General features: G+C 44.1%; 20 protein-coding genes and 2 pseudogenes. 6 read left to right on the top strand and 16 right to left on the bottom strand.

What is annotated here, in order from left to right; translation table 11 throughout:
• From ACED28_RS14900 to ACED28_RS14890, 3 genes and pseudogenes are all read right to left on the bottom strand, one after another.
• A pseudogene (locus tag ACED28_RS14900) lies at positions 1-710 on the bottom strand (IS5 family transposase); the annotation flags it as partial.
• Positions 711-1,189: 479 nt separating this feature from the next.
• Positions 1,190-2,221, bottom strand: a complete 1,032-nt coding sequence (tdh, locus tag ACED28_RS14895; protein ID WP_004730216.1) for an L-threonine 3-dehydrogenase — start codon at positions 2,219-2,221, stop codon at positions 1,190-1,192.
• A gap of 110 nt (positions 2,222-2,331) precedes the next feature.
• Entirely contained in the window at positions 2,332-3,525 is a 1,194-nt protein-coding gene (locus ACED28_RS14890) for a glycine C-acetyltransferase (RefSeq protein WP_137001333.1), read from the bottom strand.
• Positions 3,526-4,028: 503 nt separating this feature from the next.
• Between ACED28_RS14890 and ACED28_RS14885 the strand changes: the two genes are divergently transcribed.
• Together ACED28_RS14885 and ACED28_RS14880 are read left to right on the top strand one after the other, a co-directional pair.
• Entirely contained in the window at positions 4,029-4,961 is a 933-nt protein-coding gene (locus ACED28_RS14885; protein ID WP_041473204.1) for a LysR family transcriptional regulator, read from the top strand.
• Positions 4,961-5,344, top strand: coding sequence for a VOC family protein (locus ACED28_RS14880; protein WP_231904363.1), 384 nt, complete (start codon positions 4,961-4,963; stop codon positions 5,342-5,344). Before ACED28_RS14885 ends, ACED28_RS14880 begins: the two co-directional genes overlap by 1 nt.
• 130 nt (positions 5,345-5,474) lie before the next feature.
• On the opposite strand, the gene ACED28_RS14875 is transcribed toward ACED28_RS14880, so the two are convergent.
• From ACED28_RS14875 to ACED28_RS14860, 4 genes are all read right to left on the bottom strand, one after another.
• Positions 5,475-7,010, bottom strand: a complete 1,536-nt coding sequence (locus tag ACED28_RS14875; protein ID WP_371710169.1) for a PepSY-associated TM helix domain-containing protein — start codon at positions 7,008-7,010, stop codon at positions 5,475-5,477.
• A 111-nt stretch (positions 7,011-7,121) separates the two neighbouring features.
• Positions 7,122-7,472 carry a hypothetical protein gene (locus ACED28_RS14870; protein WP_009845601.1) on the bottom strand — a complete coding sequence of 117 codons (351 nt, stop codon included), beginning with the start codon at positions 7,470-7,472 and terminating at the stop codon, positions 7,122-7,124.
• 326 nt (positions 7,473-7,798) lie between these two features.
• A complete protein-coding gene (locus ACED28_RS14865) occupies positions 7,799-8,194 on the bottom strand; it encodes a cytochrome b562 (RefSeq protein WP_065678204.1) in 396 nt (131 codons plus the stop codon).
• 144 nt (positions 8,195-8,338) lie between these two features.
• Entirely contained in the window at positions 8,339-9,085 is a 747-nt protein-coding gene (locus ACED28_RS14860) for a phosphatase (protein ID WP_371710168.1), read from the bottom strand.
• Positions 9,086-9,433: 348 nt separating this feature from the next.
• On the opposite strand from ACED28_RS14860, the gene ACED28_RS14855 reads away from it, so the two are divergent.
• Positions 9,434-12,457, top strand: coding sequence for an HD domain-containing phosphohydrolase (locus ACED28_RS14855; protein WP_371710167.1), 3,024 nt, complete (start codon positions 9,434-9,436; stop codon positions 12,455-12,457).
• A gap of 30 nt (positions 12,458-12,487) precedes the next feature.
• Here the strand turns inward: ACED28_RS14855 and ACED28_RS14850 are convergent, their stop codons facing one another.
• Positions 12,488-13,516 carry a DMT family transporter gene (locus ACED28_RS14850; protein WP_371710166.1) on the bottom strand — a complete coding sequence of 343 codons (1,029 nt, stop codon included), beginning with the start codon at positions 13,514-13,516 and terminating at the stop codon, positions 12,488-12,490.
• 91 nt (positions 13,517-13,607) lie between these two features.
• Here ACED28_RS14850 and ACED28_RS14845 point away from each other — a divergent pair, with 91 nt between their 5' ends.
• Complete coding sequence (locus ACED28_RS14845) at positions 13,608-14,522, top strand: LysR substrate-binding domain-containing protein (RefSeq protein ID WP_371710165.1); 915 nt, start codon at positions 13,608-13,610, stop codon at positions 14,520-14,522.
• Between the two features lie 87 nt (positions 14,523-14,609).
• A complete protein-coding gene (locus ACED28_RS14840; RefSeq protein ID WP_004730185.1) occupies positions 14,610-14,930 on the top strand; it encodes a heavy metal-binding domain-containing protein in 321 nt (106 codons plus the stop codon).
• A gap of 100 nt (positions 14,931-15,030) precedes the next feature.
• On the opposite strand, the gene ACED28_RS14835 is transcribed toward ACED28_RS14840, so the two are convergent.
• The 7 genes and pseudogenes from ACED28_RS14835 to ACED28_RS14805 all read right to left on the bottom strand — a co-directional run bounded on the left by ACED28_RS14835 (position 15,031) and on the right by ACED28_RS14805 (position 24,836).
• The gene (locus tag ACED28_RS14835) at positions 15,031-16,287 is read right to left on the bottom strand and encodes a peptidoglycan DD-metalloendopeptidase family protein (protein ID WP_017098377.1); all 1,257 of its coding nucleotides are present in this window, start codon (positions 16,285-16,287) and stop codon (positions 15,031-15,033) included.
• 147 nt (positions 16,288-16,434) lie between these two features.
• Positions 16,435-17,274 carry a tetratricopeptide repeat protein gene (locus ACED28_RS14830; RefSeq protein ID WP_009845608.1) on the bottom strand — a complete coding sequence of 280 codons (840 nt, stop codon included), beginning with the start codon at positions 17,272-17,274 and terminating at the stop codon, positions 16,435-16,437.
• A gap of 119 nt (positions 17,275-17,393) precedes the next feature.
• Positions 17,394-19,172 (bottom strand): ABC transporter ATP-binding protein, encoded by a 1,779-nt coding sequence (locus ACED28_RS14825; RefSeq protein ID WP_371710164.1) that lies wholly within the window; start codon positions 19,170-19,172, stop codon positions 17,394-17,396.
• The gene (locus ACED28_RS14820; protein ID WP_371710163.1) at positions 19,166-20,929 is read right to left on the bottom strand and encodes an ABC transporter ATP-binding protein; all 1,764 of its coding nucleotides are present in this window, start codon (positions 20,927-20,929) and stop codon (positions 19,166-19,168) included. The genes ACED28_RS14825 and ACED28_RS14820 overlap by 7 nt, the downstream gene beginning before the upstream one ends.
• Positions 20,930-21,155: 226 nt before the next feature.
• Positions 21,156-21,689, bottom strand: a complete 534-nt coding sequence (locus tag ACED28_RS14815; protein WP_017098380.1) for a hypothetical protein — start codon at positions 21,687-21,689, stop codon at positions 21,156-21,158.
• Positions 21,690-21,701: 12 nt separating this feature from the next.
• Positions 21,702-23,813, bottom strand: a pseudogene (locus ACED28_RS14810) (LruC domain-containing protein).
• Between the two features lie 504 nt (positions 23,814-24,317).
• Entirely contained in the window at positions 24,318-24,836 is a 519-nt protein-coding gene (locus tag ACED28_RS14805; protein ID WP_371710162.1) for an NUDIX hydrolase, read from the bottom strand.
• A gap of 370 nt (positions 24,837-25,206) precedes the next feature.
• Between ACED28_RS14805 and ACED28_RS14800 the strand changes: the two genes are divergently transcribed.
• Positions 25,207-25,461 (top strand): DUF333 domain-containing protein, encoded by a 255-nt coding sequence (locus ACED28_RS14800; protein WP_009845615.1) that lies wholly within the window; start codon positions 25,207-25,209, stop codon positions 25,459-25,461.
• A gap of 211 nt (positions 25,462-25,672) precedes the next feature.
• On the opposite strand, the gene ACED28_RS14795 is transcribed toward ACED28_RS14800, so the two are convergent.
• Positions 25,673-26,551, bottom strand: a complete 879-nt coding sequence (locus ACED28_RS14795) for a YdcF family protein (RefSeq protein ID WP_371710161.1) — start codon at positions 26,549-26,551, stop codon at positions 25,673-25,675.
• Positions 26,552-26,711 lie beyond the last annotated feature (160 nt).

Raw genomic sequence — 26,711 nt, 5'->3', positions numbered from 1 at the left:
CCATACCGCTCTTTCCAATACTTATTTGAGCCGTATAACTTCTGGCAACCCACGGTGAGATTTCGAGGGTGACCACACTCCCAGAAGGCTGCCCCTTCTCTTGGGGGAACAAGCGCAATGGCTCCCTTAATCTTAATAGCAGCGTGACACGCTCTTGTGTCATAAGCGTCATCACCTGACACCTCAAGGAGACTTCGGCGTGTTTGTTTCAGTAAGTTCGGGAGGACTTCTCCATCTGTAACCATCGATAAACTTAGCTCGGCGGCAATGATCTCATAAGTGCTTGTATCGACGGCAATATGAAGCTTTCACCAGACCCTACGCTTGCCATCCGTCCCGTGTTTTTTGACCATCCATTCACCTTCGCCATAAACCTTAAGGCCAGTACCATCAATGGCTAGGTGTTGTATCGCTCCTCTCGTTTTAGTCTTAAATGAGACCTCAACTTGCTTGGCTCTACGACTGATGCAGGTGTAATGCGGACAACTTAACGGAACATGGGCTAACCTAAATATCGAGTCGATAAATCCTCGCAGCGCTGTCGTGATAGCTAAACCACTGAACCGACGTGGCCTCCCGCGCTTATTCTGTTCGCTTTGCGCCCAACCGCTTATTGCCTCTTCATCAATCTAAAAAGTCAGAGAGCCACGGTTAATGAGTGATTGGTTGTATTGCTTCCAGTTGGTTGTTTTATAAAAAGGTTTAGGAATAGGGCTACGAGAGAGTGGACGTAGCTGATCAGATCGTAGGTTCTGGATTTAGTTCCACTGAATTACGCAACAAAGCCCCTCAACCCATTAGAGAATTAATGGCGACAAAGTGGCGGTAGACACTGTAAACGACCGTTATTTAGCTGTTTTATTCGTAAAAAAGGCGACAATTTTCACTGTCGCCTTTTGCTATTTAGAGCCTAATTTTTCTATTCCCAATCAAGGAAAACCTTGCCAGAAAGCCCCCTACGTATAGCATCGAAGCCAGCTTGGAAATCATCAATTTTAAAGTGATGAGGTAATGATTGGTGATAGGTCTAACCCTGATTGAATCAAACTTGCCACTATATGCGAAATAAAAAATAACCAATAAATATCAATTAGTTAAATTATTTATAAATTAAATATGGCTACAGAGTGGCGATAAAAAAGGCAACAGTTTTACCTGTTGCCTTCTAACATTCAAAACTGGTAGTAACCTACTCCCAGTCTAAAATTACTTTACCTGACATACCAGAGCGCATCATGTCGAAGCCTTTCTGGAAGTCGTCCACTTTGTAGTGGTGAGTGATGATTGGTGTTAGATCTAGGCCTGATTGAATCAAAGAAGCCATCTTGTACCAAGTTTCGAACATCTCACGACCGTAGATACCTTTGATAACCAAGCCTTTAAAGATTACTTGGTTCCAGTCTACTGCCATGTCTGATGGTGGAATACCTAGTAGAGAGATCTTACCGCCGTGGTTCATGTTAGTCAGCATGCTATTGAACGCAGATGGGTTACCAGACATTTCTAGGCCTACATCGAAGCCCTCAGTCATGCCGAGATCAGCCATTACGTCTTCAAGCTTCTCTTCCATTACGTTTACTGCGCGAGTTACACCCATTTGACGAGCAAGGTCTAGGCGGTATTCGTTTACGTCAGTGATTACAACGTGACGAGCACCAACGTGCTTAGCAACAGCAGCAGCCATGATACCGATTGGACCAGCACCAGTGATTAGCACGTCTTCGCCTACTAGGTCGAAAGAAAGCGCTGTGTGTACTGCGTTACCAAACGGGTCAAAGATTGATGCTAGATCGTCAGAGATTTCTGCAGGGATCTTAAATGCGTTGAACGCAGGGATCACAAGGAACTCAGAGAACGCACCAGTGCGGTTTACGCCAACACCTGTTGTGTTACGACAAAGGTGAGTACGGCCGCCACGACAGTTACGACAGTGACCACATGTGATGTGGCCTTCACCAGATACACGGTCGCCGATTTCAAAACCACGAACTTCTTGGCCGATGCCAACAACTTCACCCACGTATTCGTGACCTACCACCATAGGTACTGGAATTGTGTTTTGTGACCACTCATCCCAGTTGTAGATATGTACGTCTGTACCACAAATTGCAGTTTTCTTAATACGAATAAGAAGATCATTATGACCCATTTCAGGTTTTTCAACCTCGGTCATCCAGATGCCTTCTTCAGGCTTAAGCTTAGAAAGTGCTTTAATTTTCATAATGTTATCCAGTTCATCTCGCCTAACTGTAAGGCGAGAATCAAAAATCTATATGTTCTATTGGGTGTTGTTTTATCTAATCAAAGGATGCTAAAGGCACCCCTTTAAAATTAGATGATACCCATGTCTTTACCAACTTGGATAAACGCATCGATTGCGCGATCTAGTTGCTCACGAGAGTGTGCAGCAGACATTTGCGTACGAATACGAGCTTGGCCTTTTGGTACTACAGGGAATGAGAAACCTACAACGTAGATGCCTTTCTCTAGAGCGCGCTCTGCGAATTCAGCCGCTACTTTTGCATCACCAAGCATGATTGGGATGATTGCGTGGTCAGCGCCGCCCATAGTGAAACCAGCCTCTTCCATGCGAGTACGGAAGTGAGCAGAGTTTTCCCATAGTTGAGTTCGTAGGTCGCCAGATTCGGCTAGAAGATCTAGAACGCGGATAGATGCCGATACGATTGCAGGAGCAACAGAGTTAGAGAATAGGTATGGACGAGAGCGCTGACGTAGCCAGTCGATCACTTCCTTCTTACCAGAAGTGTAACCGCCTGAAGCGCCACCCATTGCTTTACCAAGCGTACCTGTGATGATGTCGATACGGTCAACAACGTTGTGGAACTCGTGAGTACCCGCGCCGTTTTCGCCCATGAAGCCAACAGCGTGAGAATCATCAACCATTACTAGTGCGTCGTACTTGTCAGCAAGGTCACAGATAGCAGGAAGGTTAGCAACTACGCCGTCCATAGAGAACACACCGTCAGTTACGATAAGCGTGTGACGAGCGCCCGCTTCTTTAGCTGCGATAAGTTGTTGCTCTAACTCTTCCATGTTGTTGTTCGCGTAACGGAAGCGCATTGCTTTACACAGACGAACGCCATCGATAATAGATGCATGGTTTAGTGCGTCAGAGATGATTGCGTCTTCTTTGCCTAGAATCGTTTCGAATAGGCCAGCGTTTGCATCAAAGCAAGATGTGTAAAGGATAGTGTCTTCTTTACCAAGGAACGTAGATAGCTTTTGCTCTAGTTCTTTGTGAGAGTCTTGAGTACCACAGATGAAACGTACTGAAGCCATACCAAAGCCGTGCTGATCCATACCATCTTTAGCTGCTTCGATAAGAGCTGGGTGATTAGCAAGACCTAAGTAGTTGTTTGCACAGAAGTTTAGTACTTCTTCACCAGTCGAGATAGAAACCGCTGCTTTTTGTGCAGAAGTAATAATGCGCTCAGACTTATAAAGACCTTCTTCTTTAACTTCTTCGATTTGCGTTTGAATCTGTTGGTAAAATGCAGAAGACATTGTTCATTCCTTCCTAGTTATTATTCAGCAGCATCACGCGCCGCTTTATTTAGGGATATAAACGATCCTAAAACGATCATTTACACTGTAAAACTAATCTCTATATTCTAGTTGAACACTCCCTTCTCGATTATCCCTCTAGTTGGAAAAACATTAATGAATCGCAGGCACGAATAATGGTTCATCCCAGTGACACAGGGCACATAAACGCGTCTTACCTGCTCTTTTTAACGTCAAATCCCCTTCCGTTTGTGTCTAATTTCACTTTCATATCAGATCTCTATTTTTCATCTCAGAACAATATGGTGATGATTATCCGCTTCTCTTAGAATGTGCATCAGCAACTCCGCTATACAGATGAAAACCGATGAGATGAAAAGCAAAACACGCCAAGCAATCAGAGCAATCACGTCAAGTGATTAATGAAATTGATTCACAAATCAGAAGAGATCACTCACAATTGTCAATAAGCTCACCGTTGTAACTAGCCCTACTGGACACTTATGATTAACCCAAAACTCATCGCCCTACTTCCCGATCTCGCCTCGTTTATCTTAGTTGTGAATGAAGGTAGCTTTACCGCTGCAGCAAAGCAGTTAGGGGTGACACCCTCAGCGTTGAGTAAATTGATCACACGTCTAGAAAAAGCACTCTCAGTAAAGCTGTTTGAACGTACCACTCGTACATTGATCATCACGCAAGCAGGCCAGTTGGTATACGACCAAAGCGTGGTCATGATTAATGCGGCGCAACAAGCGGTTGAGCTGTCTACCTCTGACCATACTGAACCTGCAGGCTCTATTACAGTAGCGGCACCAGAAGCCTTCTTGAACTCGGTATTGCAGCCTTTCGTTGTTCCATTCTTAAATCAGTATCCAGAGATTCAACTCAAGCTAAGGGCGGCTGATGGCGACATCGACATATTGCGCCAAGGCATCGACATTGCCTTTCGCCTTACCGACAAACCTGACGAGAGTTTGGTATTGAAAGAGCTCGGAAAAACAAACCTCGTGTTATGTGCGAGCCCCGACTATTTAGATGCTAAAGGAACCCCTCACCACCCTACCGAGCTGTCTGAGCACGACTGCTTATACCTTGCAGAAACAGATAAAGACCACATTTGGGACTTCCTTAAAGATGATGAGTTTTACACAGTACCCGTCAGCGGACGTTACGCTGTGAACCACTCTCAGATGCGATTGAAAGGCGTTAAAGAAGGGCTTGGCGTGGGTATTTTCCATGACTTCGTGATCCAAGATGCATTGGCTGAAGGTTCTGTAGTGCAAGTACTGGAAGATTGGACCATCAAGAGTAATTACCATGGCGCTATCGCGATGCAGTTTGCTCAAACCAAGTACATGCCCGCTCGATTACGTGTATTCATTGATTACGCGATGGAACACTTGGGTGACAAACTGGCAGGAGAAATAAACTGATGCTGAAAGGAATACACCACGCCGCCATTATTTGCTCAGACTACGAAGTCTCTAAACGTTTTTATACGGAAGTTTTAAAGCTTGAAGTGATTGCGGAGAATTATCGTGAAGCACGTCAGTCGTATAAGCTCGACTTGGCACTGCCTAATGGCGCTCAAATAGAATTATTCAGCTTCCCTGACGCACCTGAAAGACCAAGCTTTCCGGAAGCTCAAGGGCTGAGACATTTGGCCTTTTGTGTTGATGACGTTCAACATGTCAAAAGCTACTTGGGAGAACAAGGCATTGAAGTCGAACCGATTCGAGTTGATGAGTTTACGGGGAAATCATTTACGTTTTTCGCAGACCCAGACGGCCTGCCGCTAGAGCTGTATCAGATCTAAAGCTGTATCAGATCTAAAGCTTTATCAAATCTAGAGCGGTATCAAGTCTAAAGTCTTTCTCACAAAAGACGCGATCATCTGATTAATAAAACGGACCTTCTCAAGTAGAGAAAGCCCGTTTGCATGTCAATTAACTCAACGCGGTTTTGAATCTCTCAACGCGTGAAAACAGTAACCAATCCAATAGCATTGCTGTCACGATAGTTGCACCCGCGAGTGGAAACAGTATCGAAATAATAACCACAGTCACTAAGCCTGCTTTCCAAAAACCAGCATCGCCAAACTTCGGTGGCGTTCCCAACTTTCTTTGGCCTGAAGGTCTGCGCATCCACCACATGATTCCACCAGTCACCGACACCACAATGAATGCCAAACAGAACAACGTGTTTATAAGCTTGTTGATGATGCTGATGTCACCTTGGTGTAGAGAAATACCAACAGCTAAAGTTTTGGCGAATAAATTGTAATCTTGCCACGTCACCTCTCCTAGAATGCGCCCTGAATATTGGTCGAGGTGAGTTGTGCGATCTTGGGTTGGGTCGATGATATCGCCTCCCATAGTATTGGCGGCCACGGTGTAAACACCCGTTTCTGAACGCGGGAAATTGACTTTATATTGCGTAAAACCAAGAGATTGAGCTTTTGCTATCACATCATCAATCGAGAAATCACTCGTAGATAATACATGCTGAGAATGATCCTCACCCATCTTAGAATGATCATGAGCTTCAGACGCTTCTTCTACTTGGTGGACGTGTTCGGCTGGCTTATCTTGAGACAAAGGCAGTGGAGTTTGCTCTAGGTTCCAAGGCATTTCTTCTTCAGACCCGTGATTTAAAGAAGCATGCGTTTCGTTAGACAGAGGAATGTCGTCCCACATTTGAGCAGGAAACGTACTCCATGCTTGCACTAGCTTACCGCCCCAAAAACCTGTCCATGATAATCCCGATAGAATAAATAACAGAAGAATGAATGACAGTGTTCCACCGATATTCGCATGCAGATCACGCATTAAAATACGCGTTCCTGAACCAAATCGAAGCTTAAGAAAACCAGCGCGGCTCGCGTTATCTCGAGGAAGCCATAAGTAAATGCCACTGATGAGTAACAGAATAGACAAGCTTATTGCGACTTCAATTAGGTAATCCCCCCAATCACCAATCAACAAAGTGCCGTGAATGTCATTCGCCAGTTGATACAGACTGTCGCTGCGGGGGATTTCTCCTACCACTTCGCCAGTATATTGATTCACCGTGGCGAAAACGGACGTGCCATCTTCAAGTGATACAGAAAATCGGTTCGCAAGATCAGGGACTTTACTCGGTACAAATTGTGTCACCGTACCTTGTGGGTATTGATTTTGTACCGCAGCTAATTGTTGTGACACCTTGATCGGTTCGCCCGATGCAACAATTTCAATCGCGTCTTGATGGAAAACAAGTTCGATTTCATCATCAAACAGCATCACCAAGCCTGTAATGCTCAGCATTAGCATAAACGGGATAACGAATAGCCCAGCATAGAAGTGCCAGCGCCAAGTGAGGAAGTAGAGAGTTTTATTGCGGTCTTTGCTTTTTATATTGGTTTTCGAACCAGTTGTTGCACTGCTTTTAGACTGCGAAGTTGCTTGTGCTTTCGCAGGGGTTTGAGATTCATTTCTCAACATTATTATTTCCTTTGACACACGCAAACATACCTTCTGAAAGATCAGAAAGTAATTTGAGCATGTTTAACTTTACTTAATACTTTATTTTTTAATTATTTTAGTGGGTTAGGTTTAAGCAGTAACAAAGGGAGGGCCGCGCGGGGCTTGCCTCATATAGCGTTCGCTTAGAGCCAAAAAAGCGTAGCTGTCTGAGACAATAGAACTCAGTCGAGTTGTCAGTAGTGTAGTTGGAAGTTCATCTTGGTGAAACGTGGAAAAATGGCTAAAGGGACACGGCTTTCCTTTATGAGTATTAGGTTCACCTTCTTCAATTTGAACCAGTTCAAAGCCATTGACCGTACATAACGACGCCCATACTCCCGCACTATTACCATGAGCATTGATAACAGGCATTAATGTCACCAGCACCCAGCTTAATGCTGTAGCAAGTAACATGGAGAAGTTGAACGAGGTTCGGCGCATTATTCCAAATCTTTATAAATTTCCCTTATTATGAGGGACTTGGAATATAGGTAAACGTAAAGATTAACAGCAAGTTAAAAAATTGAAGCTAACGCACACTCTTTTTAGTTAAAAACTAGTTACAACCAAAGAGCCAAAAGAATGTTACGCGTCTATTAGCAGTAAAATGTCTAGAAAAATAGCAGTAAACTGTTTAGAGAAACGACAATAAAAAACGCCGCCTTACACCTTCCCTTGAAGAGGGTAATGTAAGACAGCGTTTTAGAAATCGAATCTTGAGGTTTTGCTCTTTGTTACGTATCTAGCAAACTCAATTGATTGGCAAATTAGCCGAAGATCTTGCTCCAAATGCTTGGATTACGCTTCTCATGGTACTCTTCACGAAGGCCGTCAATAGTACGAAGTTCCTGCTGTGCCGACTCTAAGTCACCTTGGTCTAGCTTCTGCTCAATGCTATCCAATGATGCACTGATCTTTTTGAACCCTTCCATGAAGTTGTCTTCTTTCTCGACTGGGTAAACACCCGTTTTCAGCTCTGCCACTAGCGTATCTAAACGAACGATAGGCTTTTGCATCTCTTCAATGCTTTGAGCTTCTGCCGCTTGTTTGAACGCAAGCTTCATTTCTTGCATGTTTTTCTTAAGGTCTACATTAGCAAAAGCGTTGCCAGACAATAGTGAAGCAGCGATTAAGCCAGATAAAAGGATTGAGCGAGTTTTCATTGTTTCTCCAGGTGAAACTGTGACTTTGAAGATAGCGCCATCATGATTGTGGAACTTCGACTTTATTATTTTCGGCTAGTGTATACAAAAATCTGTCAGGCACAAAAATTGATTGTGTCGAAATGCAAACCCGCCGACATTCTCTTAAACAAGAGCTGAGTATTCTGGGATTTCATTACGACCGCGCAAGGCTAAAAAGGCTAGGAACTGCTTTGGCGAATGGGTAATCACTTTACTCGAATCTACGCCCACTTCATCTAACAATGCTGCGACTAAATCCAAGCCACCGACATCTAAACAGAAATGCGCATCGCTGCCTGTTGTAATAAATGCACCCTTCGCCTTCGCTATTCTTGCAATCTCATAACAGCGGTCAACACTGCCAACTCGGCTATTGCCTTTGAGTGTGGTGTTGTTGATTTCAATCGCCACGTTGTTCTCAACCGCACATTGAATGACGGCTTCGAAATCGAAATCAAAATTAGGATTGCCTAAGTGACCAAGCGCATCAATTCGACCATCCTTAATCACATTCACGAGAGCCTCTGTATGGGTAGCGACATCCGATGGGCGAAAAACGGGCTCGTGGAAGCTGGCAATCACCCAATCTAGATTCTTATCAACGCTCGGATGAATATCGATTTCACCTTGCGTGTTCATGATGTTCGACTCAACACCACGGATGATGGCAACCTCTTCGATAAAACGAGGAAGTACACGCTGATTACTGAAGAACCAATAGTGTGGAGCGCCCGGCATTGATTCAGAATGGTCAGTGGTGCAAAACATGGCTAAACCATTTTGCTTTGCCGACTTGGCGTTTTCGATCAATGTGCTGTAAGCATGACCACTTGCGTATGTGTGGGTGTGAGTATCTACTTTGAGTTCCATGAATCAATGCCCTCTTCGCTCGGTCAAAATACGTTGTTCAGAAAGTAACTCTGAATCTTTTTCAGGTAAGGAGTGCCTGCACCTTTTTTCTGGAAAGGGATGCTTCAGGAAAAAGGTGCCTAATGGCAACAATTCGACCAGTTTATCAGCTGAAAGTGACAATTAGCACCCAAACATAAAGGTTTATTACTGGTTCATTTACACGACACGGGAATACGTGGCTAACCAGAGCCAGCCAGCGCTTGGTCTTATCTAAGTCGAACCGCACACACTCGGTAATTGCGCCAATTTTTTGCAACCTACCCAAGTTCGTCAATACTTAAACCAGTCTACAAACTGGAGTGTTAGATGAGAAGAAGACGATATCCGCTGAGTATCCACATCACTAGCCTTTTCCTAATTTTGACAACACTTGTCGGTGCGGTATTGATTTCGATAAGTTATCGGCACTCTCAAGAACTGCTTTTAGGCACCGTGCGCGAAGTCAGTAATGAACATCGCGATAAGCTGGAATCGGTATTTAAACAAGCCATTGCCCCTGTTATAACAACCTTAGATGTGATGGCGGTGAGCCCGTTTGTTGCTCATCAAACTTCCGCTATCGAAAAAGACTCTTGGCTTGCTTCGGTCGATATCATCTTCAAGCAAAACACCAATTTGGTCGCTCTATTTTATGGTTCTGAAGATGGTGAGTTTAGAATCTTTCGTCCATTAAGCACCAATAAACAGAGAGCCGAAAACAGCGCCCCCGCTAAAGCGACCATGATGGTCAGCAGCACCAATCTAGACGGTGAAAACTTTATTACCTATCTTGATGGAGCACATCAAGTGATCAGTACTCGACAAGCAGAGAGTAAGTTCAACCCCACCACTCGTCCTTGGTTTCGTAACGCAAAGCCTGACGGCTCAATACAACTCTCTGAGCCCTATCTATTCTATTTCCTGCAAACCAATGGCATTACACTCTCTAGGCGTTCTGCCGATGGCAAACATGTGGTTGGTGCCGATTTTACGTTGAGTTCGCTCTCTTCTCAGATCAGTGAATTAGCTTATTCTCCGCAAACCCGACTCGCCTTGTTCGATCAACATTTTAATCTTCTCGGCCAGCATCAACTTGAGCTATCAGTCCCCAAGCTTGCCTCCCAGTCTGATGACACAAGTAAAACTGAGCAAACGAACAACCAAACGACGGGGAAACTCTCTGGTAGTGAGCAAGACCAAAGCTTCTTTAATGTGCCCAAACGTGAACAGATGGAAGCATTGAAAGCGTCCGTCATAGCGCCGCTTATCTCAGATGAAGAGAAGTTTAACCTCAATCTAAAAAACGTTGAGTACAACTTAAACACTTGGGCATTAACGCTAACGCCTGTTGAGCTCACTCAGAATGTCACTTTATATTTGGCAGAGGCTACGCCACACAATGAGTTGCTCTCTGATCTTATCTCGATGCGTGACAAGCAAGTCGCCGTCGCGATTGGGATGTTATTCATCTGCTTCGCTATCGTATGGTTTGTTGCTAATAGACTGTCTCAGCCACTCAATACTCTGATGCAACTCACCGACAACATCGCTCGGTTCGACTTCAGGCGTACTCATTATCCCAAAAGCATGATTCAAGAAGTGGCTAACCTCGCTCATTCGATTGAGCTGATGGAACACACGCTTCATGATCTGATTACACTACTTCGAGACACGGCCGGGAATCAGGAATTTTCGATATTAGCCAAAAGTATCGCTCATCAAAGCTATTTGATTACCAAAGCAGAAACCATCGTCCTCTTCACTCAATCAAAAGAGAAAGATGTGTTTGATACGGCAGCGAATCTCGCCATTCTTCCTTTCAAAGCCAACATCAATGACTTCATCAAGCATACCCCTTGGTTGTTGTGTCAGCTTAAATCTGGAGAAACCATCCACCTTAACCGAGAAGACAATGTTCTTAACTATTACCAAGATTCGATATTCAATTCTGACCTGTACCTGTTTCCACTATTAAACCGTGAGAAGTTGTTGGTGGGCATTGTTGCAATTGGCTATGAAAGACCAATCACTAAGATGCAGGCAGACAAACATGCATTTTTGAGGGAGCTACTGAGCTTTGCTGAAATCGCCAAAGACAACATTGACCAAATGCAGCAACAAAAAGACATGCTCAATGCCTTTATCGAATTGATTGCTTCAGCGATTGATACCAAGTCGCCTTACACGGGCGGGCATTGCCAGCGAGTTCCTGAACTGACCAAATGGTTAACTCAAGCCACCATAGACGATGATCGTTACTACCCGCAGTTCTCGCTTGATAATAAACAATGGGAAGAACTTATGTTGGCTGCTTGGTTGCACGATTGTGGCAAAGTGACGACGCCAGAATATGTCGTAGACAAAGCTACAAAATTGGAAACCATTTACGACCGAATCCACGAAGTGCGAATGCGTTTCGAACTGTTAAAACAACAGGCTGAAACCGACTACTGGAAAGCCATAGCGAACGGAGCGCTTCAAGAAGATCAGCTGAAAGTTCTCGAGCAAAGTTTATCTGAATTGGATGAAGAGTTTGCCTTCATAGCCGAGTGTAACCTTGGTGGGGAGTCTATGACGGATGAGCAACTAGAGCGCTTAGACCAAATAGCCAAGCGCCAATGGAAACGAACACTCGACGATCAGCTAGGTTTATCTTGGTCTGAAAAAGAGAGATTTAACACGCAGCAAGATCCGGCTGAAAAAGATGAAATTGAGCCAAGAATCAAAGACCAAACGCTGCCCGTGATGGAGCCACTACTTGCTGATAAACCCGAACATAAAATACCTTGGGATAATGGCTTTAACCCAGCCAACGTGTGGCAAGAAGCGTTTGTACTCAAACCTGGTGAAGTCAAGTACAACCAAGGTGAATTGCACAATTTGAAAATACGTCGCGGTACCTTAAACGACGAAGAACGCTTCATGATAAACGACCATATCATTCAAACCTTCACCATGCTTAACAAGCTCCCTTACCCATCTTATCTCAAGAACATTCCTGACATTGCCAGCGGACACCACGAACGTATCGATGGTAAGGGTTACCCGAGAGGCTTAAACGAAGACCAGTTACCTTTACCGTCTAGAGCGATGGCCATTGCCGATGTATTCGAAGCGCTCACCTCCAGTGATCGCCCGTATAAGAAAGGCAAACTCCTAAGCGAATCACTCAACATCATGACCGACATGGCCACCAGCGGTCATATCGATCCCAAGCTGTATTTGCTGTTCTTAGAAAACAAAATCTACGACAAATACGCTGAGCGATTCCTAGAGACTAAACAGCGTTGCGAGATTGAACCAAACGAACACATTGACCGAGTAAAAGAGTACATTCGTTCACTGTTCTAGGCTTTTCTCTTTAATCTGCAGCCTCAATGTTTAGCTTTTAACGGCAGAGTCCAACACCGCAGCATCTGCTACAGTCACGACAGCCACAGCGGCTCGAGGTGTTTGCTTAGCTTTTGCTTTACTGTGTCTTTTAGCCAATAGAGTATTGGTTATGCTCGCCACGACGATCAAATTGATGCCGATTAACTGCTGAGTTGAAAACACATCATCAAAGAACAAGCTCTGCCATAACGCACTGAATAGCATGTTAGTAAAAATTAGCGGTGCCAACTGAGAACCGCTGTCTGCCAACTTGTACGCTTTCGAGCGGAAAATTTGCGTATTAATGGTAAATAACGCCAACCCAAAAGCACCAAGCGCAATCCAGCGTAAACCTGCAAAAGATAGCAAACTCGATAAGGTTCCATTGTCCGCAGCACTCTCAAACCCATCTGGAGCCGCAGATACTGAAGTAAACACAACCATTGGTATCACAATGATTGCCGCGACCAAGAACGTCCACGCGTTTAGCTCTGCGGGTGTCAGGCTAGTCTTGGACGCTCGATACAAACTCACTTGTGACCCCGAATTAAACACACCCGCCAATAATCCTAGCAACAACGCTGGCCTAAAGAACTCTGAGCCAAATTCAAACTGAGACCAATCCCCAGCCATCATCACTACGCCGACAAAGGTGACAACTAAACAAATCACTGTGGTTGTATGAATCTTGGTTCCAAACATTAATTTTTCTAACAAAGGAATAAACAGAGGGCCTGTACTAAACAACACCACACCTTCAACCAGCGTTAGCGTTTGCAAAGACGTAAGAAAACACCACTGGCATGCCACCATAAAAATCGCACGCATCACTAAAGGTTTCCACATATCGAGTGAAGGTTTCGTGATTTTGTAAAACATCAAAAATAAGAATAAAAACAGACTGGGTAACAAAAAACGCACGAAACTCAAAAATGAAACGGGCATTGATACCGATAGATACTTGGCCATTAAGCCACTTAAAGACAAACTGAACGTCGACAACAACATGAAAGCCGTCGCCTTGGTAATATCAGACATAATTATCACCTCCTATGACCGTTATTTTAGAGGCGTGACGTGATGAAAAATAGCGAGTAATATTAACCACAACTGTAAGGAAAACTTACCAATGAAGAAGCTCGTTCCACTTAAATCCGTTTATGCTTTCATTGCTGTCGCCGAAACAGGCAGCATGACCGAAGCCGCTCGCGTGTTGTACGTCAGTCATTCAGCGGTAAGCCAAGCGATAAAATCATTAGAGCAACTGGTCAATAAGCCGCTGTTCCAACGTGTGGGTCGTCGTGTTGTTCTAAATGCCGCAGGTAAGCGATATTATCGAAAAGTCGCACCCGCACTGGAACAAGTAATAGAAGCCACAGAAGAACTCGCCAAAACGCCTAACGACCACCGCATCACCCTCAACATGGTGAACTCACTCGCCATGCACTGGTGGATCCCGCGAGTCTCGGAATTCCAAAGCTTTGCCCCCTCTCTTGATATTCGTATATCCACGCTAACGGGCACTTTCGACATAGAACAAGAAGGTGTGGACATCGCGCTGGTGCACGGTAAACCGAGCGAGTGGGACCGATATTACAGCGAAAAGCTCGGTGACGATGATCTGGTATTGGTGTGCAGCCCAGCACTATTGAAAAACCAAATGGGATTAAGCGTTGAACAACTGGTGAAACAAAACCCAACCATTGGTGTCTTCAACCCAAGAAGACAGCATGACTGGCAAGTGTGGTGCGATCATTACCAAACACCCATGCCGACGTTCCACAGTAACTTGACGTTCGATGTCTCGATTCAAGCCGTACAGGCTGCCATTCGTTCGCTTGGTGTATTAGTCACTCACCGCTTGTTTGTGAAAGATGACATCAGCCATGGCATGTTGGTCGAAATTAGTGAGCCAGTGGCTAACCCCCATCAAGATTTCTATTTCGTTTGTCCAAAAAACAAATTAAAACAAGAAAGTGTGCTAAAACTGAGAACATGGTTGAGGCATGAATTCACTCGCTCAGAGACAAAACTCAGCAAGTAACTAATCATCAAATAACTAATCAACTAGTAACAACTCATCTAGTAACCAATCATCTAGTAACAACTTATCTAACTTACAGAGGCCATTATGATTATTACCACCACTCAATCTGTTGAAGGCAAACGCATTGTCGACTATAAAGGGGTTATCGCCGGAGAAGCCATCCTAGGGGTTAACGTATTCAAGGATATGTTTTCAGGTATTCGCGACTTCGTCGGTGGACGTTCTGGCACCTATGAAAAGGAACTGGAGAAAGCACGTAACTACGCATTCAAAGAGCTGGAGCAGAAGGCGATTGAAGCGGGTGCAAACGCAGTGGTTGGTGTCGATATCGATTATGAAGTCTTAGGAACAGGTAATGGCATGTTGATGGTATCAGCGAGCGGCACGGCGGTTGTCGTCGCTTAATCGAATCTGAAATTATTTGATTCAATAAATGCTTATTCCAACCTTCGGTTTGTTTATCACCAGAAGGTTGGAATAAGGATAAGCCGTGGCTGAAGTGAATTTAACTCGTTCTGCCTTCTTGCTCAGAGATGATCTCATCAAAAGAGGCAATTCGAGCGAGGAACGCCCCCTTGTCTTTCGGTAATATAGAGCTTGCCAAAGGCAGGTCAGCCTTCATCGCGTCGACCGCCCTTCCACGTACCAACACTTCAAAATGTAAGTGAGGCCCTGTTAAACGGCCTGTTGCACCCGACAACGCAATTTCCTGCCCACGCTTAATCTGTTGCCCTTTCTTAACCAAGAATCGACTCAAATGCAGATAACGAGTTTTGTAAACACTGTTATGTTCTATCACTATGTATTTCCCTGCGTATGGATGGTCACGAAGTGCCACAACCCTACCGTCTCCCGTTGAATAAACGGGTGAACCCACAGGTGTGGCGAAATCAGTACCATTATGCGGCGATACACGTCCAGTCACAGGATGCTTTCGGAATGGGTTGAATGATGAAGTGATTCTTCGGAATTGTTTGTCTATTGGGTATCGATTGAAAGCTTGCTCAAGGCTATTCCCTTCTCGGTCATAGAAACGTCCATCCGCAGCAAGAAAAGCCGCCACTTCCCTATTTCGTAGCTTGATAGAGACCCCTTGCACTTCAGTCTTACCCGTTAAGTGATCTTCCATGTATTGCTCTTTAACCAAAACATTAAAGCTGTCGCCAGCTCTGAGATCTTTGGAGAAGTTAATTTTATCTTTCAGCGTTCGTGTGATATTGGCTATCTGGGCACTGGTTAAACCGGCCTTGTAAGCTGACGTGGAAAAACTACCCTGCACCGCACCTGCGTACAGCTTTTCTTTCCATTCCCCAGGAGTCTCGATGAACTGATAACTAAAACTACCGTCATCATTTTCTGTGTAAACAGCCTGCTCAACCAAGCTCTCATGGTAAATCAATTCGACTAGCTGCTTAGAGTCACTATCCAACAACAACTCTAGATGATCACCAGGCTTGATCGTGTCCAGTTTCAGTGATTCTAGATCGGCCTCAAGTATCTTTTGAGCCGTTCCGTAAGGGAGTTTCCAAGAGGTAAATACATTACTGAGTGTATCCCCAACTTTGACAAAATAATGAACTCTTACCAGAGAACTTGACTCAACGTCTGAACTCGATGGCTTCTCATCAGCCGAAACCACACCTTGGTAAGGTGTAATTTTGATAGCGATGTCTTCTGGTGGTTCAGGAGAAAGAGAAAGATATAAAGCAAGTGAAAATGCGCTGATAGCAGTCACTATCAGGCCAGTGCGGAGGAACTTCATAAAAATACTCAACGGTTATCACAATGAACTTTTCAAATGTTATAACATAACAATTAATTCAATAAAATAAACGAAATGTAAGAAACCGTTCCGTAAAAATGATTAAAAGCATAGTAAGCGTACGAAGCTCACCATGCCATTAAATAATTACTCTTCACAAAGCGCTTCAAAACGATCTAAGCCGCGTAGCATCTCAAAATCTGGCTCTTCAGCTAGCAACTCTCGCATTGAGCCACTGGCTTCGATAGAGCGCTCTAAGTCGTCGATTGCCTGACCTTCAGCACCTAATCTTGCATACGAACAAGCTCGTTGGTACAAGGCGTGAGCATTTTGATCATCCACTTCCAATACACGGTTACATAAGCTCATTGCCCAATGGTATTCCTGCATGTCCATTGCGGCATCAGCTTTATAAGTGAGCGCCTCTAAATCACCAGGGCGGACTTTTAAGATCTCATCGTAAATTTCAATTTTTTGCTCGGCGGTTTGAGCATTTTGCGCTCTCAACCATAAGTTGTGTATTTCATTGATGATTTCAATTTCTCGGTTGTTCTCTGAGATAATTCGAGTCTTACGCTTTAGATCCCTTTCAAGAACGTTAAACTTCTTCTCGTACTCTTGAGCGATAGAATTCAATCGCTGGTCAGCCATCTCTTTGGTTGTGTGCTTGAGTTCTTTAAGCGATTGCCACCCAACTAATGCGATAAGTGAAGCGACACCCGCAATAATGTAGAAAAAATAGGTTACAGTCACGTTGGCGTAATTCAGCGATTTGTCCGCCACAGCGAGCTCACGGTCGGTCATCTGAATAGTCAAACGTCTTTCAAGATCTTGTTGGTCCATTCTTAGCTGCTTCAATTCATCCAAGATATAGCGTTCCATCAACGGTCGATCTAAATAGTCCAATTCTGAGTACTCAACCTCTTCGCTTGCAAAACTCATCGTGCTGAACACCGAGATAACTGCAATCAATAAGATTCGAAGCATTATACATTCCTTATATGTTTCATCTTTAGGCTAACTGTATCTTGTAATAGTCATACAAGCTAGGAAGTCGACAAGTTTGGCTTATTCGTATTAGTTAATAGTTATTTATAGCTCGATAGTCACTCACTTCTACAATCGATTCCTCCAACCACGGACTCTTCCAACAATCCTGCATAAATTCCATTGTGTGCTATTAGCTGTCGATGATTACCTTGCTCAACAATTTCACCCTTTTCCAACACCAAAATCGTATCTGAGTGACGAACGGTACTCAAACGGTGTGCAATCGCAATCACGGTTTTTTCCTTGAAAAGGCGCTGCATTGCTTTTTGAATTAGGTCTTCGGTGATTGAATCTACCGAACTGGTCGCCTCATCAAGCATCATCAATTGACCACCCTGTGCAACCGCTCTAGCGAACGAGATAAGCTGCGTTTGCCCTACAGACAAGTTGGATCCGTTCTTTTCCAAGTGGAAGTCATAACCTTGTGGCAATTGTTCAATAAACTTATCGGCATAAACATAGCGCGCAGCCTGTTCAACCTCAGTTCTAGATAGATGCGTTTTACCCAGCGCGATATTGAATTGGATGGTCTCTTCAAATAAGTGCACGTCTTGCATCATCATTGAGAACAAATGAGCAGAGTCTTCGCTTGAGATCTGAGACAGCTCTAATCCATTCAACAAAATGCTGCCTTCATAGTCTTGGTAGGTTTTAGAGATTAGACGCAGAATCGTCGACTTACCCGAACCCGTCGAACCCACAAGGGCGATTTGATGCCCTTTCTCCAATACAAACGAGACATTCTTTAGAACATAGGGAGAGTCGTCTTTGTAACGGAAGCTCACGTTCTTGAACTCTAGACTCACAAATTGTTCGAGCTGTTTTTCAACCTTGTTAGATGGCAGCAGGTTGCGTCCTTCCTCTTCAGTCGGCTCAACAAACAGCTCTTCAATATGGTCAAACGCTGCAAATGAACTCTGAATCGAAGCAATCTGCGAAGTAAAGTCACGGATCGGAACAAACACTTTCTCTAAGGTGTTGATGAACGCAATTAGCACACCCAACGTGAGTGCCCCTTCTATCACTTGCTCAGAGCCATACCAGATCATAATCGCGATGGTGATAGAGGTGATGCCAGAGATAAACGAGAACAAAATCGCATCGTATTTATTGATCTTCTTCTGCGCTCTTAAAAACTCATCGGTATAGCCTTGGTAACGCTGTTCTACTTGCTCTTCCGCTCGGTACATCTGAACGGTTTTCATACCAAATAAGACTTCTTGTAAAAAGCCAATACCGCGAGCGAGCGAAGAACGAGTCACCTTGTACAGTTCACGAAGTCGGTTTCTCACATACACCGTCAAATACATCACCGGCGGCATAATGATCAATACAATCATCGTTAACTGCCAATCAATGAAGAACATCATCACCAACAGAGCAATGGTGTTGATACTGTCTTTAACTAGCCCCACAACCGACTGAACAAACGTCTCGCCAATGGTTTCCAAATCACTGGTTAATCGTGAAAGCGTTACGCCAATCGGTGTGTTATCAAAATAGCTGCGTGGTAGTTTGAGCACACGAGCAAACAACACTGAGCGCATGTCAGTTATCGTGTATTGCCCGGTTTTACGCAGGTTGTACGAATAGGTGGTATCCACCACATAGCTCGCCACCAGCACGGCAACGAGATAGAAGACGTATTCGAGCAGACCATCCATATCCCCATGACTCAGGTGAACATCGATCACTTGAATGATCAGCCAAGGGAACAACAAGCTCGTGATGACAGAAAGAGGAAGCATAGCGATGCCCAGAATCGCAGAGCCTTTGTATTTCTTAGCAAACTTAAAAAAGTGCTTGAGGTACTTGAGATCAACACCTTTTAACATGCTGCTGCCTCCGTTTCATTCTGCTGTAACTGCCATGTATCGTAATAGTAATCGCACGTTTTCAATAACGTCGCGTGGTCGCCCTTCGCAATCACCTTACCTTCGTTCAACACGATAATTTCATCCATATATTCAAGGGCATTAACACGGTGTGAAACCACAAGTACCGATTGATTTTCCAAGCGCTTAAACAAGCCCTCTAAAATCTTACGTTCTGTTTCATAGTCGACAGCCGATAGAACGTTGTCCATGATGATCAGGTCGGTGGGTTGCAATAAAGATCGAGCAATGCTCAAGCGCTGTTTCTGACCACCCGACAACATGATCCCTTTCTCACCGACTAAGGTTTGGTCGCCATGCTCAAAACGTGTAACGTCCTTGGCTAACTGACTCAGTTCTAAAACCTCATCAACCTGACTCTTTGCCAAGTCAGTATCTAAGCTACCGAAGCGGATATTGTCTTCGACGGTTGCAGAAAACAGATAAGGGTCTTGCGTCACGGTTTTCACGTAACGGCGCAAATCACTGCGTGAGAAGCTAGTGACATCTCTTTCGCCTAGGAAAACTGAATCTTCTGGTACATCCAAGTGATGGTTCAAGCAATTCACTAATGTCGTTTTACCCGCTCCGATTCCGCCTAGCACACCCACTTTCTTACCTGCTGGAATGTCAAAGCTGATGTCATCGAGAATCAGACGCTCTTCACCTGAATAGCTGAAGCTGAGGTTGCGAATAGAAAACGTTTTTCCCTTCAGAGATTCAACATCTAACTCAGTGAGCTTATCTTCATCAAGGTCTGGAATTTTTGCATTAAGAATGGTTTGTACACTTTGAATGCCGACCATGCCACGCTGATAAATGGTCGCGATTCTGCCAAGCTGCATCAATGGCATTGCGAGCAAAACCGAGTAAGTCAGAAAGGCAGTAATCTCACCAAGTGTGAGTTCCTGTCTCATTAACATGTAGCCACCGAGCCCAAGAATGATGATTTTCATCAGGTCATTGGCGTAGTCGAGTACTGGCATAAAGAAGACTTGAATACGTGTAATTTTAAGGCGGCATTCAAGTAATAACTGATTCAGCTTTTCAGTTTCAGCTTTCACCCAAGGTGACATCTGCTGGCTCTTAATCAAATCAATCCCAGACAGGTAACTCATTAGCTGAGCAGACAAGTTTTGCAGACGTTTCATGTGCTCTAAATGCAGCGTTTTCATACGCTTGAAGCCCACCCGAAAAATCACAAAAGCGATTGAGATAGGAATAATCGAATACAGTGTGAGTTCTGGCGATATACGCCACATATAAAGAGGTGTCAGCGATAGCGCGAGTAACGCGTTGAAGAACTGAAGAAACCCCACACCAAACATCAGTCGGATGCCGCTAAGGTCATTATTCATGATTGAAATGAGCCGACCAGATGCAAAGCGTTCATGAAAGCTGCTCGGTAAGCGATTCAGCTTTTGTAGAAGTGTACTCTTTAGTGCTGCTTCTGTAATTCGCCCCGGATTAAGCGCATAGATACGAGACAGAATTCTCACCACCACCATGGCAACCGACATGCCGACCACGATCCAAACATAGGTTTGAAGCTGCTGATGGCCCGTTGTTGAAGCATCCTCAATAAGATCGATGGCAAGTTGGATATAACGAGGGATCTCTACCTGTAACCAGTTAACGAGAAAAATGAACACAATCGCCAGTAAGTACGAGGTGCGATTCATGCGCAAATAGTGGGCAACAAACTGTCTTTTATTCATAGTCTTCTTTATTTAGGGCAGGCTCACCGAGTTTTGGTGATTTCGTAAAGCTAGAAACGAGCGTCACTTAAGTAAAGATACACCTAAAACACCAGATTGATAATATCACTCCATTCATTTTATACAGGTTATCTCAGGTCTCGATGTTAGAAAAATTCACAACAAAAGCACCTAAAACAACGTTACCGCCGAAATAGCGGTAACGTTGTTTGGTAGCAGATAAAGATTAAAGAATCACGTCTACATTATCGTCCTCAATGTTTACAAGGAGTTTCACTTCGCTTCCCATTGCCGACGGATACCAGACTTCAACCCACACTTTATCAACATGATTGGGTAAAAGGAGAGTTGTAGAGAACTCAATATCTTGATTGATTGGGCTCCTCAGCACTTGTGAGGTGTAATCGACAACATCACCATTGAATTCTGTATAAATACTCATAAAACCTCGAGAACTTTGCGAGCTTGCTACGTCAACGTTTACAGACACTTCTCTCTCCGTAGAAAAATCAAAACCTTCCGGTATAGATAACTCAGATGATTTAATAGACTGCGGTATCACTACTGGAGCAGGTGTCACCACGTTATTGCTACCAACGGTCGAATTACTCGGAGGAGTGACGGGGACCGGAGCCGTAGTATTGCTCGGAGGAGCGACAGCACTTGGAGATGAAGCGGTACTATCACCTCCACCTCCGCCGCCACAAGCTGAAAGGAATACAAAGCCTACACCACTCAAAATTAGTTTGATTGTTTTCATAAATCCTCCTGATTAATCTTCCGTTGACCAAGTTTTGTTGGCGTTAGGGTTTTGGTACCACGTTGGTTTTGAAGCACCGCCTGATGTAGCCCACTCAGCAAATTCGGGGTACACCTCACTAACATCAATGTATTCTGATGGATGATTCCAAGGTGATGAAATTAAGATACCCCAAGGCATGTTTTGTGTCGTTCGGTAATATTTATCACTAGACGGGTCTGAATCATCTTGTGCAATACCATAGAAATCACTCACTAACGTGCCACGCGACGTTGGTGGGAAGTCCGCAGTATGGATTTCTAAGTCTTTCCCTGGCGATGTAGAGAAACTGTCACCATGGTAATAACCCGCTCCCGCACCAAAGATGAATGGGTCGAAGCCACTTAATGGCATCAGTGAACTCGCTGTGGGCTCGTTTCCAGAAGCAAACGGCAGAGAAATACTGAACGTCATTTGGTCAGCTTCTAAAGTCGGACTACAAGAAGGGTTAGTGCGGTGGAACATACACTCACCGTTAATCGGCAGATCATTTTTTAGGTTCAACGACGCGACAACAACGAGGTCTCCTCCTGGCGATGCAACTCTTTTGTCTTCACCCGTAAACGGCGAAATATTTACCCGAGTCGCGCCATTCTTTTGCACTCGAGCCGTTTGAAGATCGACATCTGACTCATCGAAGCCATCAAGCTTCCATCCCAGTCCATTACCATAAGAAGCACCGTAGGCCATTATGGTTCCCGTAATATCCATTCGAAGCACTGCGTCCTCTTTACTTAAAATGGTGGTGCGGTAGTAAACCACAACGTCATTTAAGTCGAAGTCACCAACTTCTGGCCAATTATCTTCGAAGGCCGCTGTATAGTAATTCGAATGTTGAACCGTTGTGCCAGGATCCGTAACGTTAAACACGTAGTCCTCAACTTCACCATCACCAACATAACCGTCACTCGGAATGTTAGGGCTACTCGCTAAACGGAATCGAGTTTATACGCTCCCAACGACAGCATCATCACCCACTCGAATAGGGACGACTTGGCTTCCATCTACAACAGAATGATTTTTTAATATCTGCTCGTCATCCTCAAAAGATCCATTCATATCCCAGTCAGCCCAAGCTTGCAGATAACCACTCCCCACAATGTTGACATTAATTAAACTGTCTAAGCCGACTTCAAGGTTCGTCAACAGTGCAATCCCGTCATCATCATTTCCGCCAACGTCCAAATCATCGCCGTTGGATGATGTGCCAGGTTGGCCATCTGTATCGGCATCAACACTAGCACCTAAGTACAGTGTGGAAGATATCGCATGCTCAGCACCGTTACTCGCCTGCAACGTTCCATAACTATCAGGAGCGTCACCAAAATCAGATTCATCTGAACTTTCTATTGGCGTAGTAAATCCAGATAAGTCCCAGTTACCGTCAAATGCCGAGAAAATCGGGTTGGGGAAACTACTGCTACTGCTCGTAACCGTTTCAAATTGTAGAGTTACAATCGAGGTATTCTTGTAGGTGAATTTTACAGCACCGGAAGTGTCGGTTTCCGAATAGTTCGTACCTGGCCCGGTGAATAGAACCGACGTTCCATCGGCACTCTCTTCCGCCGTCAAACTCGCGCTAGCACTACCAAGTTGATAACTGTAGAAACCTTCACTTTTAAACACTCTTACTTGCTCCGACTGCACGGGTTCGCCATCAATGTCATAGCCAATCATGTCAAATTCGGGAAGTGTATAAGGCACTGAGAACGTACCTGAGAGTCCATCCGTACCATCATAAAATTCAAAGGTATAGGTTAGACCTGCAGAGCCCGCAGAGTTAGTTTGATAGAGAAAACCAATATCTCCTGAGGGTTGTGTTGCACCAACTTTGTAGTTAGGAGCATGAAACAAAAATGTCGCATCACCGAACACACTACTAGACACTTTGGCATCTATTGTTTTTCCATCATGTGTACCAACGTTGAGGAAGTGCATCGAAGATCCATCATAGGTTGGCCCAGCCCAGGAACTGCTGCCGTTCGTCGCCTCTACATGATTTGAAAAGTCCAAATCTACGGTCGTTGCATAGACAGGGGCACTGGCAACGGCCGTCATAAGATAAATAACTTGCTTGTATTTCATAGTAAACCTCGACTTCTTCTTCGCATGAGCGATTTCCTTGAAAAGTGTGTGAACTCTGAACGGCAAGTTAAAGAAGCGTCTCAGTTAACTCTGAAACAAACTATTCGCATCTTTGTTTATTATGTTGGTGCCGATAAAGCGAGCTGCTTAATACAAAGAAGCAAAAGAGAAGCCAAGTTTCCGATCGTTTCAAAATCACCGTATAACATTGAAAAATAAGACTTATTTTTCTACATTGAAATTACAGTCAGAATGAAACGGTCTTTTCTTCAAAATAAGAATCAATTTGATGAGAGGTTAGTCAACTTGAAAGTCTGTTAGATAAAGAAACGTTCTATGCTGGTTGGAAACGGATAGGTTGTTTACGGACTGGAGGCGTTTTGCTTAAAACTCAAATTACGATGGGTTAGCTCAACTAAAGGAGGGAGGAATTATTGTTGGTTCATGGTGAACAAAACTGTTTAAAACATTCTACTTTTAAACAGTTTTGATTTATCAAAAGGGTTACAGCATTTCCTTTGCGATTAGATGCAGCAAAAAGGTTTCACGTTCAATGCTCATGCCTTTTTTAGGGTTCTCAACCATGGTCTTTTCGTTGTGAGCGATCGCTTCATGGATATTCATCCACACCGGTTTCATCCCGTTTTTCACTTCGTAGTCTTCGTAAGCTGTTTCGCCAAGCTCACGATCAATCTTGCATGAGTAGCAGTAAGAAATCATGTGCATTATATCCGCGTCATCTTTATACCAAGGACGAAACTCTTCAAAAATACCGAACGGTTTAATACTGTGAATGTTCTTCGCACCCGTTTCTTCTTCAAGCTCACGGACCATACCTGCGATCACATCCTCACCGTCATCCAAACCACCACCAGGAATGGTGTAGTCGTGATAACGCTCTGTATAAAGCATCAAAATGTCTTCGCCATCTAACACAATCGCACGTGCAGCATTGCGCTTATATACCGTCTTATTGTCTAGGTGATCGATATCAGGGTGAATAGTGGTTTTTAGGTGTCTCATGATTCTGACTGCTCTACTGAATTTGGCGGCATCATATCATAATCATCAATAGATTCGACGTTCTCCGTCCCCCACTAGAACACATACCCTCTGCTTTTGATCGCTGTTCGCCCACGGCTATCGAGTCAAAACAACCATCAAGTAGCACCTTATTGACGGAGGCCGTTCCTGTTAGAGCACCAGCTATGCCAGCATAATCAAACACTCAAAAATCCGTTAAAAATAGCGAAATATCAACCTATTTCAATATCTTGACCAAATTAGAACAACCTTTTCTGAAATCTAAAATATACTAGTTTCATAGAGCTTCTAATCTGGTTCTGTAGAACTTAACGCATTCGATTATAGAGTTATCACGTAGGAGATAAACATGAAGAAAATTGGTTTGATGGCTGTATTTGCCGTTGTGTTGGGCGGTTGTGCAAACGACTATGCAGAATATAGCGAAGGCCAACGTGTTTCAGTGGCTAACCCAGCTGCGGTTTATTGTGTTCAACAAGATGGTGAATTAGACACCGTAACTGAAAACAATCAACGCACTACTTATTGTGTATTTGATGACGGTGAACGTATCGAACAGTGGGAATACTACCGCAACAACCATGAGCAAAAAGAAGAAAGCTAAGCTGCGACATCGTGAACTGTTGACGTAACACCTATACACGACGTTGACCCTTCACTAATGCCACCCTGTCAAATGACATGACATTAGGTAAACTGTTCGCTATCGAGCGGTCGGTTTACCTTACTATACACATCAACTTTGTACACACATCACCTTCATACACAAAGCACCTTTTGGCTACCTAGCTGTATTACTAATATTGGTGTTTTCGCTATCTCCACCAGCGATGTGTGTGATCTGATTCTGGATCTAAATAACGATTCAATAAAGTCAGGTTAGTATCGAGCAATGCTAGGTACTCCCTAACTTTTCCTATGTCGATTCCGACTGGGGTATTTTGGATGCAGGTCTCCAACACTGGAAGCAAGCTTTCTACGATATCAAAATGAGATGAACGCCCAACTAACTCCTTTGCCGCTAACAAGGCTTCCAAAGACAACCTTTCTGGCTCTCGTCGTACTGAATCCAAATCCTTCTTAAATGCACCCACAGAGACACCTTCAAGATAGACTCGGTAGGTCGTCAGAGCATCCATTAACAGAAACAATTGCCCTTGCTCTGTTTGATGAGGGTATGGCACCGCGACATGAGCCTCTAGCTGAGGATCTATTTGTAGTTCCACCCCAAGTGCAGAGCACTTCTCGACCAAAACCTTAAGCAAACCTTGCTCGTCCATCAGTGATTGAATCTCGAAGATACGTTGTATGTGGTAGTCATTAGAAACGAACGTCACCGTCACACTCTGCCCGCGTGTAAACAGCCCACTTTCAATCATCTCTGAGGCCAAGTTTTGAATGTTCTCAACCGTATTTGTCGAATGCTGCTCAAGTAAAACCGCCCCTATGGGAAACGGATACTCACGTTGATTTTCAAGCTCTCGAAAATACTTGTGCATCATATCGGCTTCAGAAACGGTTTGGCCTTGTGTCACCCCACCACAGAACGCCACAGCCGTTTGCTGGTTCGACTCTTCAACCAAAGGCCCCGACAGATACTCAACTAAAGCATCAACTCGACTGATTCCTTCATTAGTCAATTTATTCTCATTAAGTCGCTTACCTAGCACAATAAGGAGGTGAATAATGCTCATTTTATGTTCAAGTCTCGTTTTAGTGATTAGATGGAGTGAATTATGTATACAATACTTATTAACAAAAGTATTTTGAAATTCTTACATGTTGCTCTCAATAATGCTCACTATTGATAGCAACATCTCGGGTCATACAAGAATAGACGTGTCGCTTTAAAGC

It is taken from the genome of Vibrio sp. 1F253, from assembly GCF_041439295.1.
Taxonomy (GTDB): Bacteria; Pseudomonadota; Gammaproteobacteria; order Enterobacterales; family Vibrionaceae; genus Vibrio; species Vibrio tasmaniensis_A.
The sequence above is the reverse complement of the archived record's forward strand: the minus strand, read 5'-3'. Positions and strand labels throughout refer to the sequence as shown.